This window comes from Enterococcus rivorum, from assembly GCF_001742285.1.
GTDB lineage: Bacteria > Bacillota > Bacilli > Lactobacillales > Enterococcaceae > Enterococcus_L > Enterococcus_L rivorum.
Genome location: NZ_MIEK01000035.1, coordinates 1 through 15,995, shown reverse-complemented (window position 1 = coordinate 15,995; position 15,995 = coordinate 1). Strand labels below are relative to the sequence as shown.

Genomic DNA, 15,995 nt, shown 5'->3' with positions numbered 1-15,995 from the left:
GAGTTGATGAATCAATTTAAAGCAGAAACATATGATGTGATTGTCGTAGGAGCTGGACATGCAGGTTCAGAAGCAGCTTTAGCTTCTGCAAGAATGGGCTGTAAAACGTTACTACTAACAATCAATTTAGACATGGTGGCCTTCATGCCTTGTAATCCATCTGTTGGTGGACCAGCCAAAGGAGTTGTCGTAAGAGAAATTGACGCTCTTGGTGGCGAAATGGGTCATAATATAGATAAGACATATATTCAAATGAGAATGTTAAATACAGGCAAAGGACCGGCTGTGCGAGCGCTAAGAGCACAAGCGGACAAACATGCCTATGCCAACGAAATGAAACATACGATTGAACGAACAGAAAACTTAAGTTTACGCCAAGGGATTGTTGAAAAATTAATCGTTGAAAATGGCGTCTGTGAAGGCGTTGTGACAACGACAGGAGCTGAATATCACAGTAAAGCCGTGATTATTACTGCCGGAACCGCTCTTCGTGGGGAAATCATTATCGGCGAATTGAAATATTCTTCTGGTCCTAATAACTCCCTACCATCTATTGGTTTAGCTAACAACTTAAAAGAACTTGGTCTTGAAATTGCTCGTTTTAAAACGGGCACACCACCACGTGTAAAATCAAGTACCATTGATTATTCTGTGACCGAAGAACAGCCAGGGGATGAACAACCGAATCATTTCAGCTTTAGCACGCCAGATGACGCTTACCAGTTAGAGCAACGTTCTTGCTGGTTAACTTATACGAATGAAGGAACCCATGAAATTATTCAAAACAATCTGCATCGGGCGCCAATGTTTACTGGAATTGTTGAAGGGGTTGGTGCACGTTACTGTCCATCGATTGAAGATAAGATTGTCCGCTTTTCTGATAAACCACGTCACCAATTATTTTTGGAGCCAGAAGGGTTAAATACAGAAGAGGTCTATGTTCAAGGGTTATCGACTTCTTTACCGGAAGATGTACAAACAGAGATTTTACATTCTGTTGCCGGTTTAGAAAATGCTGAAATGATGCGGACGGGTTATGCGATTGAGTATGATGTCGTAGTTCCCCATCAATTGCGCCCAACATTGGAAACAATGGTCATCGAAAACTTGTATACAGCTGGACAAACCAATGGAACCAGTGGGTATGAAGAAGCTGGCGGCCAAGGTCTGATTGCCGGAATTAATGCAGCTTTAAAAATTCAAGGAAAAGAACCTTTTGTAATGAAACGTAGCGATGGTTACATCGGAGTTATGATTGATGATTTGGTGACGAAAGGAACCAATGAACCGTATCGTTTACTAACTTCTAGAGCGGAATACCGCTTAATTTTACGTCATGACAATGCTGATTTACGTTTAACGGAAATGGGGCATCAAATTGGCCTAGTGAAAGCAGAACAGTATGAATTGTATGTCGCTAAAAAAGCTGCCGTTGAAAAGGAAATTGCTCGACTAAGTTCAGTCAGAGTGAAGCCTACCAAGGAAGTTCAAGCCTTTTTAGAAGCGAAAGGCTCTGCACCATTAAAAGATGGCATATTAGCTAGTGACTTCTTAAAACGCCCTGAATTGACCTATGGAGAAGTGACTCAATTTATCCCGGCTTTGGAAGAGAAACTAGATGATAAAGTCATTGAACAAGTAGAAATTCAAATTAAATATGAAGGCTACATCAAAAAAGCCTTAGAAAAAGTAGATAAATTAAAACGGATGGAAGCGAAAAAAATTCCTGAGAATATTGACTACGAAGCTATCAATGGTTTAGCCACAGAAGCCAAACAAAAACTGCAAAAGATTCAACCAGAAACCATTGCCCAAGCAAGTCGAATTAGTGGAGTGAATCCAGCAGACATAAGTATTTTAATGGTCTATATCGAACAAGGAAAAATCGCGAAAACGACTTCTAAAAGTGAGTGATTGCAAGGATTATACGAATTCAAGATAAACAAATTTTTCGACCAGAATGATTAAAAGTCTATGCAGAAGCCACATCTAATGAGTGTCGTGATTAATTTGAAAAATAAGAGATAGTTAAATAATATTATAAAAGCAGTCAACAGCCATTACGTTCTCCTAACGTCGCTGTTGGCTGCTTTTATTGGGCATGTGCATTTGTTTGTGTTGCGAGTAACTCAAAAAAATAGCAAAATCTCAACTGGTTTTCGGAACATTTTTGCGTAATATGCCCTCCGTTTGTAGAAGCAAATAAATCTAGTCTTTGTAAAAATACAATTCTCGCCCCTCAGAATCTAGCAAAATAGCAAAAGACTTTTCAACTCTAACTTTGGGGCGGTTCTTTAATTCTTCAATTTGTTTTTCTAAAGTGGCTGTACTAGTTAAGAAGTCTTGGTAGAATGCGTTAAAAGTATAAGAATTAGCATGAAATTCTTTAATGATTTTTTTCTTGTTTAACGGAATGGTTCTATTGCCAAAAAAATTGTTTAATACTGATAAGGTTTCTGTCCATGATTGGATTTGATCGAAAGTATCATTTAGAAGATACATGTCTTGATAGCAGATTTCTTTAATAGGTTGATTATTTTTTGTTAGTAAGATTTCCTTTGTCTGTTCTTTCATTTTCAATTCTCCTTTTAAATGATTGATCACTTTAATTTTATCTGTATTACAGATAAAAAGCAATATCTTTATTACAGATATTTATAATGAACATAGGTGATGAAGATGAAATACAAAAATATTCGTTCAATAAGAGAAGATAATGATATGACACAACAACAAATGGCAAAGATACTAAACGTTTCTCAAAATACTTATTCCCAATATGAAACTGGAAAAATTGAGTGGACAGCTAGTACATTGATTAAAATAGCTGACTATTTTGATGTTAGCGTGGATTATTTACTTGATAGAACTAAAAATAAGAAAATTAATCATTCTTAGTTTTGGAAGCTGAGGAGAAGAGAACATTTTGAAAGGATGTTCTTTTTTATTAAATAAAACATTATGTGATAGCTGAAAATATAGGAAAGGTGAAAAGTAATTATGTCGAGATTAAATAGAATACAAAATGAAATCAAGCAATTAGAAGGTGGACGATTTCAAAAATTATGTGATACTTATCTTTATCGAAAAAGAAATTGGGAAAACATTGTATCTCTTGGTTCTATGGAAGGAACAGATAAAACTACTAAAGGGATACCGGATACTTATTTCTTTGACAGTAAATCCAATAGCTATATTTTGATTATGTATGGTACCAGAAGAGATTCTACAGCCAAGTTAGAAGTTGATATTAAAGAAGCAGTTGAAAAAACTAAGATTGATAAAAAAAATATTCAAGAAATAATCTGTTGTCACACATCCTCTAATTTAACTGTAGAAAAAGATAAGGAACTTAGAGATTTGGCAAATTCAATAGAACTTACTCTTATAGGCATAGATACTTTATCACAGGATCTTCTTCAATTTAAATATCAACATATTGTAAAGGATTTTCTCGGAATATCAGAATCAACGGAGCAAGTTTGGAGTATAGAACAGTTTATTTCTCTTCATGATAAAAGTAAGACAAATGCGCCTCTAAATATATCGTTTATTGATGAAAAAAATACAGTTGAAGAATTGATAGAAGAATTAAATAATCACCAAATTCTTTTACTATCAGGGATACCAGGAACAGGGAAAACTAGGCTAGCTATCGAAGTGTGCAAGAAATTACCGATAGATAGCAATATAATCTGTGTTAAAAGTAATAGTATGCCTGTTTATCAAGATATTAAAGATGTATTAGATAATACTAGAGTGAATTACTTGTTTTTAGATGATGCGAATACAATCACTAATTTTGATGCTATTATCAATCTATTAAGGTTGGAAGAGTATGAACAAAAACTTAAAATTATTATTACTGTTAGAGATTACGCACTTTCAGGGATAGTTAACCATTTAAAATCTTTTAAAACAAAAATACAAAAAATTTCTTTAATGAGTGATGACCAGATTAAACTGTTAATTAATAGCATAAATGATTTTTCTTCTAGAAAAATCAGAAAAATAGTAAAATTGTCTCAAAATAATCCAAGAATAGCAGTAATTGCAGCTATTATGCTGAAATGTAAAAGCTATGAATTTATTGATAATGGAAAAGAGATACTAGATAATTACTATGATCAAATTATAAAAGAAAATGCTCTCTCCCAAAATGAGAAAGTTAGTATGTTTATTTTGAGCTTTAAACATAAACTAAATTTGACGAATCGTGAATCTTTGGAAGATCTATTAAAATTTTTTAATTTGGATTTTGATAGTTTTTTAATCTCGTTAAATCAACTACATGATAAAGAGTTGTGTGATATATTCCAAGATAAAGCCGTCAAGGTTAGTGATCAAAGTTTGTCTGATTTTGTAATAATAGATTTTATCGCGAATAATAAAATTTTTAAAGTAAGAGATTTTTTTATTAGTTTGTTCCCTAAATATGCAGAAGAAATAGTTGAGATGCTTGTACTCGTTAATAATTTTAAGTCCTCAAATGACTGGATAGATTATCTTAGAATTGAAATGAAATATGTTTATAATGAAATTATTGCGGATATTGATCAGAAACGTTTTTTAATACAATACGGGGTACTTATACCTATGGAAGCACTTGCCTATGCTTATAAACAGATAAAATCCACCACTAATGTTGAATATCAAATATGTCAAACAGAATTTGAAGAGAAAAAAAGAAATATGCATGTGGACGATTCAACTATTAAGATTCTTTGTTCGTTGTCAAATAGTGAAAAATTTAATGATGCTGGTATACTTCTTATGGAGTACTTTAAAAAACGGCAAGATAAAGTTTATGAAGTTTTTTCAGCAATTAAGTCAAACTTTAGTATTGAAGAGGATTGGAATTATTATTTAGAAAAGAGATTTAGCATTTTTGAAATATTTTCTAAGCAAGAAAATATTAATGAATTGACAGCCTTGTTGATTGTTAATATTGCTGAAGAATTTTTAAAGTTCTATGGGGAAAAATTCACTTCTAATGGTCGAAATGGAGCGTTTAGTCGCTACAAATTAGTTGATGGAGATTACTTAATAAAACTTCACACCGAAATATTTGATATGCTCAGTGAAGTTTATAGTTTTAACTATGTAGAAGTGAATAATTACATAGATAAATTATTATTTAATTATCCAGTCTATGAGGCAAAGAATGATTTTTTAGAAACGGTTAGTTCAGATTTAAAATGTATAGAAAATCTATTTTTTAAAGATTTGAGTAAGTTAGCTTTTAGAGAAGAAGCTGTAGTATTCAAGTTGAAATCAGAAGCAGAAGAAATGAAGTTGGCATCTAAGCCATTTCGTTTATATAAACCATCAGATAGGCAAAAAATTTATAGAACATTTTCATCTAATATGTTGGATTATAGGGAAGAAGAATTTGACTATGAAAAGGTTAAAAAATTAAGAATAAAAAATCTGAGCGAGGTTTTTTGTAAATATTTTAATAACTTATTATGGTTATTTAATACACTGTCGGGATATCAGTCAGATGAATTGCTAAATAACTATGAGTTAGAAGAATCAATAACTATATTCTACTCCCATTTAGATATAGAGCATAAAATAAAAATGCTAACGGCGTTATTGAATAGTGAATTTATCACCTTAAATTATCATTTTGACTTCTACATGGAACAGTTATCATTTGAAGAAGGTAAAAGTGTTTTAAGTTGTGTTGAAAAGGAAGTTGATGAAAGATGGTATCTTTCGAATCTTTTAACATGTAAAGAGATCAATAATGATATGGTAAAAGAACTTATTTTATTTTTAAAAAATCTCAAAAATTATGCCAAAGTAAATTCTTCTAATATATTGTCTTTTGAAAACTATATAAAAAAAGATGCAGTCATCTTAGATATTTTAATGAGTAAATATAGAGAAGGGGAAATTTCAAATAGATTCTTCATACCTGACTATATACCCGAAGAAAAAGTTGACAAAGTATTAGATATAGTAGGCTATAAAGATTTAAAAAAAATCTATTTAAATAGTGTTAATATTGAAAAAGTTGATAACTCAGGGGAAGTTTTTAAGAGTTTGTTGAAAGAAAACGATGTTAATTTTATATACTTATTTCTGAAAAAGTTGAGTACTGAAAGAATAAAATTAAATTTTGTAGAACGTGATATTCAACTAAAGTATATATGGGGATCAACTGTTGTAGAGGAAGGGATTAAAAAATATCTAGATTTTTTAATCCAAGAAAACCGTGTAATTTTTGTTGGTGTAGATCCGTATCTGGAAACAATTTTCAAGGCAAATATTGAACGTTCTATAGAGTTTATAAAGGCAGAAGTAATTAATACTGAGGATGATGATAGATTAGTCAATTTGTACAATCTATCTCTTGAAATATTTGATGATGAGGTGTTGTTGCATTTATTCGAATTACTTAAGGATAAAGAAATTGGGGCTACTTTTTTTGAAAGATTAAATCTAACTATGCGTACAAAAAGTTGGTCAGGAAGTTTAATTCCATTTTTAGATAAAGAGATTAGTTTTTTGAATAATTTACTTGATATTTTTGAAGGTATAAAATACATTTGTCATGGCTTAGTTATTACAACAGAGATAGATTTTCTGAAAAAACAAAAAGAAAAAGAACTTTTGTCAGATTATTTAAAGTAAGGATATCATAATTAGAAATATCGATCTTTAAATCTATATTTTAGTTAAATCGAAATGCTATATCAACCTTTCAACCAAATTTAAAACAAAAGTGATGAAATAAATCCACCTCATTTATTCTGATATTCTTACCATCTCTCTAAGCTAAGAAATTTGAATGCTATTTGATTCAAATTTAGTAAAAAACAGTAACATAAATTTCTAAATTAACTTGACTTCTTCCTTAATAATAAAGCATTTTGAAACATAATGAATCTTGAATTTTCGACTATATCGAACAAGGGAAGATAGCGAAAACCACTTCTAAAAGTGAGTGATAGCAAGGATTATACGAATTAAAGATAAACAAATTTTTCGACCAGAATGATTGAAAGTCTATGCAGAAGCAACATCTAATGAGTGTTGTGATTAATTTGAAAAATAAGAGATAGTTAAATAATATTATAAAAGCAGTCAACAGCGACGTTAAGAGAACGTAATGGCTGTTGACTGCTTTTATTGAGCTTTGCCCTGAGGAACTTACAAAACAGCAATAAAGTTCTTTGGATATAGGGAAAAATAGAGTTTTTTTGCTAGAAAATTAATTGATACATTAGCAGTTAGTTATAACCATTTTTAAAGAGAACGGTTTCTTTTGGCCGTTTAGTTAGTTTAGATAAGATATTTAATAAGGGAAGAGGGGATAAGTATGAAAGTTCTAGGTAGTAAAATTAAAGATGTAAGAGAACGTAAAAAAATGTCACAACAAGAGTTAGCAGAAGAGATTTGTCCGTATGCAGTTATTAGAATAATTGAAACAAAAAATAGATGTGATAGTCTGAATAATTTTATAGCCATTTGTGAGCGTTTGGAAATAAAATTTGATGAGTACATTGAATATACAGTGGAAGAAAAGGTTAATTTCTTTTTTGATGAAATAGAAGAAAAATGTAATCGGTTAGAACATAAAGAAGCATATGAACTAATGAATAATTTTGAAATTGAAAATGTAAATCAAGATATAGTAACTATGATTAAATATAAGTATTATCAAGGAATTACAGCATTATTAGGAGCAGAAGATTTTTCAACTGCCCAAGTTTATTTGTATCAAGTTATGGATTATGGGGAGAATGTAAATATCTATAGTATTCTAAGTATTAACGCTTTAGGAGCTTCATATGCACTGACAAATGAGATGGACAAAGCAAAGGTTTATTATGATAAATCTATGGTTTTATTAGAGCGATACACGGGAGAAATGGAACCAATTGCCTATAAAGCTTACTACAATTCAGCAAAATTTTATAGTTTACTAGAAGAATATGAAATGAGTATCCGGATTTGTGAACAGGCTATTCAGTTGAACAAGAAATATAAGACATTATACTATTTAGACCTCTTATATTATGAATTGGGTTTTAACAAATATATGCTCAATCAAGATGGCATCATGGAGTATAAAATTTCCTACTATTTATGCCAAGTTTTTGAAAATAAAGAACTTCCCAAATATATTATAGAAGATTCAAAAAAATACAATATTCCATTTCAGGTGGATGAAAACGGTGTGATTAAAAAAAGATTGTGACAGTTATCTTTTATTGATAAGATTGAAGGTAGAAACAATTAAAATGTTGAAGGAGATATTATGAAGGGGATAAAAAGTAACTCAGGAGTTGCGCAATCGGTTGCTTCCGCTATTGCCACTTCTCTAGGTTCAATTAATCAAAGGGGAACCATCCTAACAGACAACCAAACAACCGTTGCTGGGAATGCAAGTGCACAACAAGCAATCACTCAGTTAACGACTTTTAATACATCTCTTGTTCAGGCAGTCGCGCAGGCAAGTAATAACATTCGTTCCGTTGCCTCAGAGTTTGAGGGGCTAGATCAGAAAATTGCTCAAACGGTTCAACAATTGCCTAGGTAGAAAAGGGGAAGTCGTCAGATGAAGACATGGAATGAGGTTCAAGCTGAAAAGCTTCAATTAGAGCGCGATCAAGAAGGGCTGGAGAACACGCAGCGAAGTGTTCGTCAAACAGAAGAATCGTATGAAGAGTATTTTTTTCATCAAAGTACGCTATTTGAAGAACTACAAGAAGAGTTTGCCCAAAGTGAAACAGATTTGTTGTATCAAGACATGGCGGAACAAATCCATTGGCAGAAACGCGCTCTTCAAGAGGTTTTAGAGGAGCAGGAACACGAAATGAAAAAAGAATTACAAGGAATCGAAGATAAAAAAGAAGCATTGGCTTGGGCAGAACGAGCAATTGCAAAAGCGGAAAAGGAGGAACAGAATGAGTATTGATATGTACTTAGGACAAGCACGAAGTCAAGCAGCTAGTGTGAAAAGTGTATGTAATCAATTGTCTCAAGGGTATAGTTCTTTGTTGCAAAGCAATCAACAATTTATTGGAACAGGAGAATTATCTAGTAAGGCGTATGATTCCGCAAAAGCTTTTTTTTCAGCGGTGATACAGCCGTTAGTTCAGGGCGCTGAAGTGGGTGCAGAAATGACTGCAGAAGCCTGTCAAAAATTTGTGGATCAATATACGTCAGAGGTCGATAGCATTGATTTGAAATCCGACCAATTAGAACGTCGAATTCAACAGGTAAATCAATCCATTCAAAATATACAACACATTAACAACAGTTTACCGTCACTACCATTAGGAACGAATCCCTTAAAACAAATCAATCAACGAATTATTGAGTCATTAGAAACCACGAAAAGAGACTTGGAAAAGAAGCTAGAAAAATTGTTAGCCTTCAATGCTACATCTCCTGCAATTTTTTCAGAAGTGAATGCCTTTTATGGCACCTTGGCACAAGGTTTACAACAAGCGAATACTAGTTTCAATCCTTCAACAGGGACATTCACGTTACCGCAGAATTTATCTTGGCGAAACACAGTTAACGAAAAATGGAAAGTTTATCAAGATAAGAAAAGGAAGAACGCTAAAGAATTAGAAAATTTTTCGGACTATACGATTATCAAAATTTCCACTACCGAGGTTTCAGAATATTATCAACTAAGCAAAGCAGGGAATACCCCAGAAGAAAATGCCCGAATCTCCGCATTGTATAATAAAATGGTGTTAGAGGGCAAAATTATTGGTGGACAAAAGCTACCAGTTGGTTATAATTTGAACAAAGGGTGGCAGATTGATCCTCATGATTCTTTGACGGATATTTATAGCAAATACATTCTTTCAGCTCGAGTGGGGAAAAACCCTCACACAGGACAACCTTTGAAAGGGTGGGAGAAGTTTCAGTTTCTTTATGCAGGAATGGCGGGCGGTGCAACAGAAGTTGGACAGGCATATTACACATTTAAAGCTATGGAGAACTGGGGTAAGAAAGCCAGTGGGGCTAATTCAATTATTACTCCAGAAATGGAAGAAAAAATCCTTTGGGGACAAAGGAAAAATCCTACTAAAAATGAAATAATTGGCGGGCATTCTTCAAGTATTAACAATAATCATCAAAACTTTGCAACTGAGACTATTAAAATTAATCCTGATGGTACAAAAGACATAAAACTTGTTACTCAATTTCCAGATGGAAATCTTTCTAAAATAAAAAATAGTACCGTTTTTCCAGATGGATGGAGCGATACTAAAATTTTAGATAGTATTAAGGATGTTGGGAACTCTCCTACAATCAGTGTTAGAGGTCGAGACGGGGCAACATGGCATAGAGCAATTGTTGATGGCGTAGAGATAGATGTAATTAAGATAGGAGATAATATTGTAAGTGGTTATCCAACAGGAAAAGTAAATGCACCAATTCCAGGAGGATTTACTAAATAGAGGAGGAAAAAATAATGTATGAAAAAGTAGATGAAGTTTTATCTGAAAATAGTTCAGACAATTACTTTTTTGATGATGAATTTTTGTATGTACGAGAATTATTAAGTGAATTTACAGAAAATGATTGGAAAGATTTAACTCATAATTTAAAGAATAAGGAAGAGAAGTATAAAATTAGATTAGCCTATTGTATTGATGAGGAAACAGGTATGAATGGCTTCAATGTATTATTAGAATTGCTACATGAAAATGATGAGGTAGTTGAATATGCTTTAGATTCATTACGTTCATTTGATGGAGAACCATACAGAAATTTGATTATTTCAGACAAGGCAATAATCGAAAAAGCAGAAAATTTATTGAAAAATGCTAGTTTACCAGTAAAACGAATTTTGGAAGCATTTTTACAACAAAATAAATAAAAAAGGCACTTTATCACTAGACTGGTAATCAAGTGATAAAGCCTTGAATAGTAAGCATACACTCACTAATCAAGTTGCCAATAGCTAACAAAAATCTAGCTGTATTTATTGTACAAAAATTCAAGGGACTTTTCTAGTCTTTTCGAATGTTTATTTGAAGTACAGTAATTCGGATAGAAAATGTAAAGTTATTGAAACGGTATTGGTGAGGAAACAACCACTGATACCGTTTTTTCGTGTATCAAAAAATTGAAGGAGTGAAAAAATGATTCAAACAGAAAACAAGCAACCAATCAAAGAAATTAGTCACCAAGATATTTACGCACTTTATGATATGTGGGAACAACTTCAATCGTGGCAAGAAGTATTACCAGTTCTGGAAAAATTCTTCGAGGACGAAAACAGACCGCTAAACAAGCAACAAATCGCCAGAAAATACTACGCTTGTTCACAAGTCTTTATGCTATTTTACTTAGATTTTAGACAAACCATGCAAAAGATGGAAAAGCAATTGTTAGAGTTGCGAAGTAAGAAAAAGGTTTAGAGGTTTTCAACTGCTATTTTGCTAGATTCTGAGGGTGAAGAAAGAAGAATTTAGAAGAACAGATTCAAGTGCTAAAGCAAACGGTGGGCATGTTAGGCTAAAAAAGCTCGAGGAACAAGCCAAAGTGATAGCTATTTTGTGAGTTCTTCGGGCACTTATAAAAGCACATGCCTACTAATGAAAGTCAATGGCGATGCAATCGACGAAGTGAATCATTGACTTTCATTAGAGTGTTATTGGAATAGTACTAGTCTTCTGGTGATACTTTTAGTGCAATAATACGATTCAGTTCTTGATTAATATATTTTTTGATGCTACGTTCAAAATCAAAATCATTGTATTCTTTTAATAGCTCAAGATTGTAACCTTCAAGAAAAGGATACCGATTCACTAATAAATTAATTGCACTAGATTCATCATTTGCTTTAAGTTCTTGTAAAATATCTGCTTGTAAGCTACCTTCATTTGCGATTATTCTCAATAAAGTATCAATGTTTTTACTATAACTGTTATACCCAAAAAGATTATTTGGGTCAACATTAAAGAAGTGGAGAATTTTTTCAATTTTTTCTGGTGGAGGAAAAGTAATGCCATTTTCATATTTATAAATGGTCTGACCGCTGACACCTAGTTTTTCTGCTAATTCATCTTGTGTAAGATTTTTCTGAGTTCGTAATTGTTTTAAAGATTCCTGAAATTGTTCGCTCAACATAGTATCACCTCTTTTTTATCTATTTTAGACTAAAATATTATATATTTCAATCTAAATAAGATTATTTTTTGTTGACATTCTTTTTTAGATAGTTTATTATTTAAATATAGTCTTAATAAGATTGTTTGGTCGTGGTGCCATGCGCGCGACGCCCCTAAGGCAGGAGCGCCAGCAGTGAGTGCCAACGACCAAACCGAGCGAAGCTCGTTGGAAGGGCGCAAAGTAACACCGCCCTGACATTTACCAAAATTTGAATAGAAACGTTGATTTATCAGTGCTTACAGCGATTTAAAAAGTGCATTGAAACAGCCATTTTAGGAGGTGATAGAATGAAAAATAAAAAGCCCCCACTACTAATAGGGGGGTGACGTGCGCAAAATAGGAAACAATATCTTGAAAAAGTAAATTTTCCCCAATGCCCTCACTACTAATAGGAGGGCTGCGTGTACAAAACTGTACGATTACGATTTATAGTTGTAAGACAAAAAAGCAGAATTTCAAAAATAAGAAACTGAATTTCTTAGATTTAAAACTCTACCGTCGCAAGTTGAGTATACCATAATTTAAGAAATTCTCCAATTCAAGAAATTAGATAGGCTGACGCTTTCTTGCCCGCTACTCGTTAACGTTGAGTATGTAGAGGCTTCAAACTGAGATTGCCACTATTCACTTGAATAGAACTGGAGGACTATGGACAGAACCAAGTATTTGTATGTAGGTATGGACATACACAAAGAAACTCATACCGCTGTATTACTAAATTACTTAGAAGAAAAACTAGGAGAAATCAAAATCAAGAACACCTTACAAGGTTTTCACAAATTAGAAGATTACGTACTGAAACAAAAAGGCGAACTGATGCCCGTTTTTGGATTGGAAGACGTCACTCATTACGGTAGAACTTTATCTATTTTTCTTTTAGATAGAGAGTATCCAGTAAAAGAAGTGAATCCGTCACTTTCCTATATGGAACGTATGAGTTATGCTAGTACAAAGAAAAACGATACATGGGACGCACAATGTATTAGTGCCGTATTAATGAGACGTTCCCACTTATTACCAGACGCTAACCCACAGGATTATTACTGGACAATGCGCCATTTAGTCAATCGGAGAAATGCACTGGTAAAAGCAAGTACAAAATTGATGCAACAATTCCATGAACAGATACAAACAGCGTATCCAAATTATAAAGGTTTTTTCAAAGAATTAGACTGTAGAACCTCTCTTACCTTCTTTGAACATTACCCATCACCTAAGTATTTAGAAAATGTATCAGAGGACGAGTTAGGGGCATTTTTGAGAGTGCCAAGTCATAATACTTGTTCGACAAACAGAGCCCGTAAAATCCTTGATTTAGTGGCACAGGAGACAACGAAAGAACGAGACTATCAATTTGCGAGAAATACAGTGATACAAAGCATTACAAGGCAGTTAAGAGCCTATCAACGAGAAATTAAGGAACTCGAACGAACAGAAAAACAAATGTATCAAAAACTAGGTTATCAGCTAGAAACAATGCCCGGAATTGATATTGTAACGGCTTGTGCATTGGTGGGGCATATTGGGGATATTGAACGATTTCAAAATTCGGATAAATTAGCGAATTATGCAGGTGTCGCCCCCTTACGCTTTAGTTCAGCAGGAAAAGGAAAAGACGTTCAAAATAAGTCACAAGGGAACAGAAAACTGTATTCAACGCTGTACTTTTTAGCGATACAACAAATTTACCTTACAAATAAGGGAAAACCTAGAAATCCAGTATTTCGGGCTTATTTCGAGCGGAAAGTTTCAGAAGGCAAAACAAAGATACAAGCGTTATTATGTATTATGCGAAAATTGGTTAAGATAATTTATAGCATGATGAAGCAAAAAACAGCGTATAAATTGCCTGAAATCGAGGAGAAAATAGCTTGTTAAGAAAAGTGTGCTAAACTGTTGATATAACAATGTTTTAGCTAGTTTTTAAAAAAAGCAGTTCTCCGCCCCGAGAAAGCCAGTGGACTTACCAAAGCACAAAAAGTTGAGAATTTCCAAAATAGGGTTGATAATATTAGAAACCAAATGCCAAATTCTAAGTTGAAAAATCAGGGGAATATGGCTGTTGCTGATGTTAAAATAAAGGATTTACCAGATGAGTTTATGGCACATAGTAAAATTCATGGTCCGAATAGTAAAGGCGCTGATTTAGGTAATTTTTCTCCTTCATCAGAAAATAGAATTTTTGAATCATACACCATAGATAAGTTTCCAAGATATAATGATACTGAGGTTAAAATTTTGGAAGATATAGCATCTAAAATTAAAGACCCAAATATTTCTGGTAAGATAGATTTGTTTACAGAATTACCAGCGTGTCAAAGCTGTACAAATGTCATATTAGAATTTAGGAAAAAGTTTCCAAATATAGAACTTAATATATTTACGAAGTAGGTGGAAAAATGAGCGAAATCAGTTATTTAGAAGCAAAAGAATTAACTTTAGAAGATTATGAAGATTTTATTGAAGATGAAGGGTTTAGTCCGAGTCAAGCAATAGCCGCAACTTTTGAAGACTCTGTATTAATGATGAAAAAAAGTCATAAAGTTTACGTATCAGTTATGATAAATCTTTCAATTTTAAGTTTAAAAGAAAATTTCATACCAGATTATCTATTAGAGAGACAAGAAAATCTATCTAAACTCGAAGGCTTAAACGAAGAGGAACAATCAGCCTATAATTGGGATATTAATGCTTTGAATCAATTATTAAGTAATCAAAATTTTGAGATTGATAAAGATGAAGAATACAGACTAAGAGTAAACATGCTGCTAGGGTAATACTCTAAATGAAAAAATTGGATTTTTAATCTGCTATTTTGCTAGATTCTGAGGGTGAAGTAGAAAAGGTATGAAAGAACAAATTCAAATGTTAAAGCAAACGGTGGTCATGTTATGCTGAAAAGGCTCGAGGAACAAGTCAAAGTGCTAGCTATTTAGTGAGTTCCTCGGGCACCAACAAACAGACATGCCCAATAAAGAAAGTCAATAGCGACGTTAGGAGAGCCTAGCGGTCTATTGACTTTCTTTATAGTGTTTTATGGATTAGAAGAATCATTTTTCTCGTTTTCTTCTGTTTCTTTTAGAAATTGTTTTATGACAAGTACTTTCATAGCTTCCATTTCGTCATCTGTCATATTAAATTTCTTTTTTCCAGCTTCAAAAATAGTGTTCATATTTTCCATTAGTGCACCCGATAGTTCCTTAGCTTCCTCTTTAGTGAAATTCTGTATATCCTTTTTGGATGTATCCAAAAGATTAATATCTGAATTACCTAGAAGATAATCAACTGTGGTATTTAGCTCTGTCGCAAGTTCTACGATCTTATCTAGCTCAGGTTCTCTCTTTCCATTTTCCCAGTTGGTATAAGTCACTCTATTTACTCCCACTAAGTCAGCAAGCGCCTGTTGGGTCATTTTTTTCTCGTTTCGAAGTAGTTTAAGACGTTCTGAAAATTTTGACATAGTCATCACCTTTCAAAAAAAGTATCACATTGATACATAAAATTGTTGACAATGTATCGTTTTGATACTATAATCAATGTATCAATTTGATACATTGATTATAGCATGGTTTTCGTGTAAAAGGGAAGCTAAAATTGATTATCATTAAGAAAACCAAACAGGAGTGAAGCGCCGAGGTTTCCTGCTTCGGGGTGGCGAAGCCACAGAACGACTTGGTTTTCTAGGTTGGTCTTGGTGCCGTGCGCGCGTGTCGTCAGACAAAAGCGCTAGCACGAGTGCCACGACCAAACCGAGCGAAGCTCGAGAGTAGGGCGCTAAGTAACACCGCCCTGACAATTAACAATAGTAACCTGAAAACATTGATACACCAGTATTTACC

15 protein-coding genes are annotated in these 15,995 nt (G+C 33.1%); 12 read left to right on the top strand and 3 right to left on the bottom strand.

Annotation, left to right across the window (positions count from 1 at the left end):
- Positions 1-6: 6 nt before the first annotated feature.
- Complete coding sequence (mnmG, locus tag BCR26_RS12180; RefSeq protein WP_069699268.1) at positions 7-1,914, top strand: tRNA uridine-5-carboxymethylaminomethyl(34) synthesis enzyme MnmG; 1,908 nt, start codon at positions 7-9, stop codon at positions 1,912-1,914.
- Positions 1,915-2,208: 294 nt separating this feature from the next.
- Here the strand turns inward: mnmG and BCR26_RS12175 are convergent, their stop codons facing one another.
- A complete protein-coding gene (locus tag BCR26_RS12175) occupies positions 2,209-2,574 on the bottom strand; it encodes a hypothetical protein (protein ID WP_245341963.1) in 366 nt (121 codons plus the stop codon).
- 99 nt (positions 2,575-2,673) lie between these two features.
- On the opposite strand from BCR26_RS12175, the gene BCR26_RS12170 reads away from it, so the two are divergent.
- The 8 genes from BCR26_RS12170 to BCR26_RS12135 all read left to right on the top strand — a co-directional run bounded on the left by BCR26_RS12170 (position 2,674) and on the right by BCR26_RS12135 (position 11,402).
- A complete protein-coding gene (locus BCR26_RS12170) occupies positions 2,674-2,898 on the top strand; it encodes a helix-turn-helix domain-containing protein (RefSeq protein ID WP_379973600.1) in 225 nt (74 codons plus the stop codon).
- Positions 2,899-3,000: 102 nt separating this feature from the next.
- Complete coding sequence (locus BCR26_RS12165) at positions 3,001-6,642, top strand: nSTAND3 domain-containing NTPase (RefSeq protein ID WP_069699266.1); 3,642 nt, start codon at positions 3,001-3,003, stop codon at positions 6,640-6,642.
- Positions 6,643-7,330: 688 nt separating this feature from the next.
- Positions 7,331-8,212 (top strand): helix-turn-helix transcriptional regulator, encoded by an 882-nt coding sequence (locus BCR26_RS12160; protein WP_069699265.1) that lies wholly within the window; start codon positions 7,331-7,333, stop codon positions 8,210-8,212.
- Positions 8,213-8,272: 60 nt separating this feature from the next.
- A complete protein-coding gene (locus tag BCR26_RS12155; protein ID WP_069699264.1) occupies positions 8,273-8,554 on the top strand; it encodes a TIGR04197 family type VII secretion effector in 282 nt (93 codons plus the stop codon).
- 18 nt (positions 8,555-8,572) lie between these two features.
- Positions 8,573-8,932 carry a DUF3958 family protein gene (locus BCR26_RS12150; protein WP_069699263.1) on the top strand — a complete coding sequence of 120 codons (360 nt, stop codon included), beginning with the start codon at positions 8,573-8,575 and terminating at the stop codon, positions 8,930-8,932.
- Positions 8,922-10,436 (top strand): EndoU domain-containing protein, encoded by a 1,515-nt coding sequence (locus BCR26_RS18095; protein ID WP_084387127.1) that lies wholly within the window; start codon positions 8,922-8,924, stop codon positions 10,434-10,436. The genes BCR26_RS12150 and BCR26_RS18095 overlap by 11 nt, the downstream gene beginning before the upstream one ends.
- Before the next feature lie 14 nt (positions 10,437-10,450).
- Entirely contained in the window at positions 10,451-10,858 is a 408-nt protein-coding gene (locus tag BCR26_RS12140; RefSeq protein ID WP_069699262.1) for a hypothetical protein, read from the top strand.
- Between the two features lie 265 nt (positions 10,859-11,123).
- Positions 11,124-11,402 (top strand): hypothetical protein, encoded by a 279-nt coding sequence (locus tag BCR26_RS12135; protein WP_069699261.1) that lies wholly within the window; start codon positions 11,124-11,126, stop codon positions 11,400-11,402.
- A 247-nt stretch (positions 11,403-11,649) separates the two neighbouring features.
- Here BCR26_RS12135 and BCR26_RS12130 read toward each other — a convergent pair whose 3' ends face one another.
- Complete coding sequence (locus tag BCR26_RS12130; protein ID WP_069699260.1) at positions 11,650-12,114, bottom strand: helix-turn-helix domain-containing protein; 465 nt, start codon at positions 12,112-12,114, stop codon at positions 11,650-11,652.
- 690 nt (positions 12,115-12,804) lie between these two features.
- Here BCR26_RS12130 and BCR26_RS12125 point away from each other — a divergent pair.
- The 3 genes from BCR26_RS12125 to BCR26_RS12115 all read left to right on the top strand — a co-directional run bounded on the left by BCR26_RS12125 (position 12,805) and on the right by BCR26_RS12115 (position 14,933).
- Positions 12,805-14,034, top strand: coding sequence for an IS110 family RNA-guided transposase (locus BCR26_RS12125; RefSeq protein WP_069699259.1), 1,230 nt, complete (start codon positions 12,805-12,807; stop codon positions 14,032-14,034).
- A 144-nt stretch (positions 14,035-14,178) separates the two neighbouring features.
- Positions 14,179-14,547 carry a deaminase domain-containing protein gene (locus BCR26_RS12120; RefSeq protein WP_084387126.1) on the top strand — a complete coding sequence of 123 codons (369 nt, stop codon included), beginning with the start codon at positions 14,179-14,181 and terminating at the stop codon, positions 14,545-14,547.
- An 8-nt stretch (positions 14,548-14,555) separates the two neighbouring features.
- Positions 14,556-14,933: a hypothetical protein gene (locus tag BCR26_RS12115; protein ID WP_069699258.1), complete on the top strand. Its 378-nt coding sequence runs from the start codon at positions 14,556-14,558 to the stop codon at positions 14,931-14,933.
- Between the two features lie 257 nt (positions 14,934-15,190).
- Here BCR26_RS12115 and BCR26_RS12110 read toward each other — a convergent pair whose 3' ends face one another.
- The gene (locus BCR26_RS12110; RefSeq protein WP_069699257.1) at positions 15,191-15,616 is read right to left on the bottom strand and encodes a helix-turn-helix domain-containing protein; all 426 of its coding nucleotides are present in this window, start codon (positions 15,614-15,616) and stop codon (positions 15,191-15,193) included.
- Between the last annotated feature and the right edge of the window lie 379 nt (positions 15,617-15,995).

Bases quoted from the DNA above. Each gene is read 5' to 3' on its own strand.
- mnmG (WP_069699268.1), top strand. From the start codon at position 7: ATGAATCAATTTAAAGCAGAAACATATGATGTGATTGTCGTAGGAGCT.
- BCR26_RS12175 (WP_245341963.1), bottom strand. From the start codon at position 2,574: ATGAAAGAACAGACAAAGGAAATCTTACTAACAAAAAATAATCAACCT.
- BCR26_RS12170 (WP_379973600.1), top strand. From the start codon at position 2,674: ATGAAGATGAAATACAAAAATATTCGTTCAATAAGAGAAGATAATGAT.
- BCR26_RS12165 (WP_069699266.1), top strand. From the start codon at position 3,001: ATGTCGAGATTAAATAGAATACAAAATGAAATCAAGCAATTAGAAGGT.
- BCR26_RS12160 (WP_069699265.1), top strand. From the start codon at position 7,331: ATGAAAGTTCTAGGTAGTAAAATTAAAGATGTAAGAGAACGTAAAAAA.
- BCR26_RS12155 (WP_069699264.1), top strand. From the start codon at position 8,273: ATGAAGGGGATAAAAAGTAACTCAGGAGTTGCGCAATCGGTTGCTTCC.
- BCR26_RS12150 (WP_069699263.1), top strand. From the start codon at position 8,573: ATGAAGACATGGAATGAGGTTCAAGCTGAAAAGCTTCAATTAGAGCGC.
- BCR26_RS18095 (WP_084387127.1), top strand. From the start codon at position 8,922: ATGAGTATTGATATGTACTTAGGACAAGCACGAAGTCAAGCAGCTAGT.
- BCR26_RS12140 (WP_069699262.1), top strand. From the start codon at position 10,451: ATGTATGAAAAAGTAGATGAAGTTTTATCTGAAAATAGTTCAGACAAT.
- BCR26_RS12135 (WP_069699261.1), top strand. From the start codon at position 11,124: ATGATTCAAACAGAAAACAAGCAACCAATCAAAGAAATTAGTCACCAA.
- BCR26_RS12130 (WP_069699260.1), bottom strand. From the start codon at position 12,114: ATGTTGAGCGAACAATTTCAGGAATCTTTAAAACAATTACGAACTCAG.
- BCR26_RS12125 (WP_069699259.1), top strand. From the start codon at position 12,805: ATGGACAGAACCAAGTATTTGTATGTAGGTATGGACATACACAAAGAA.
- BCR26_RS12120 (WP_084387126.1), top strand. From the start codon at position 14,179: ATGCCAAATTCTAAGTTGAAAAATCAGGGGAATATGGCTGTTGCTGAT.
- BCR26_RS12115 (WP_069699258.1), top strand. From the start codon at position 14,556: ATGAGCGAAATCAGTTATTTAGAAGCAAAAGAATTAACTTTAGAAGAT.
- BCR26_RS12110 (WP_069699257.1), bottom strand. From the start codon at position 15,616: ATGTCAAAATTTTCAGAACGTCTTAAACTACTTCGAAACGAGAAAAAA.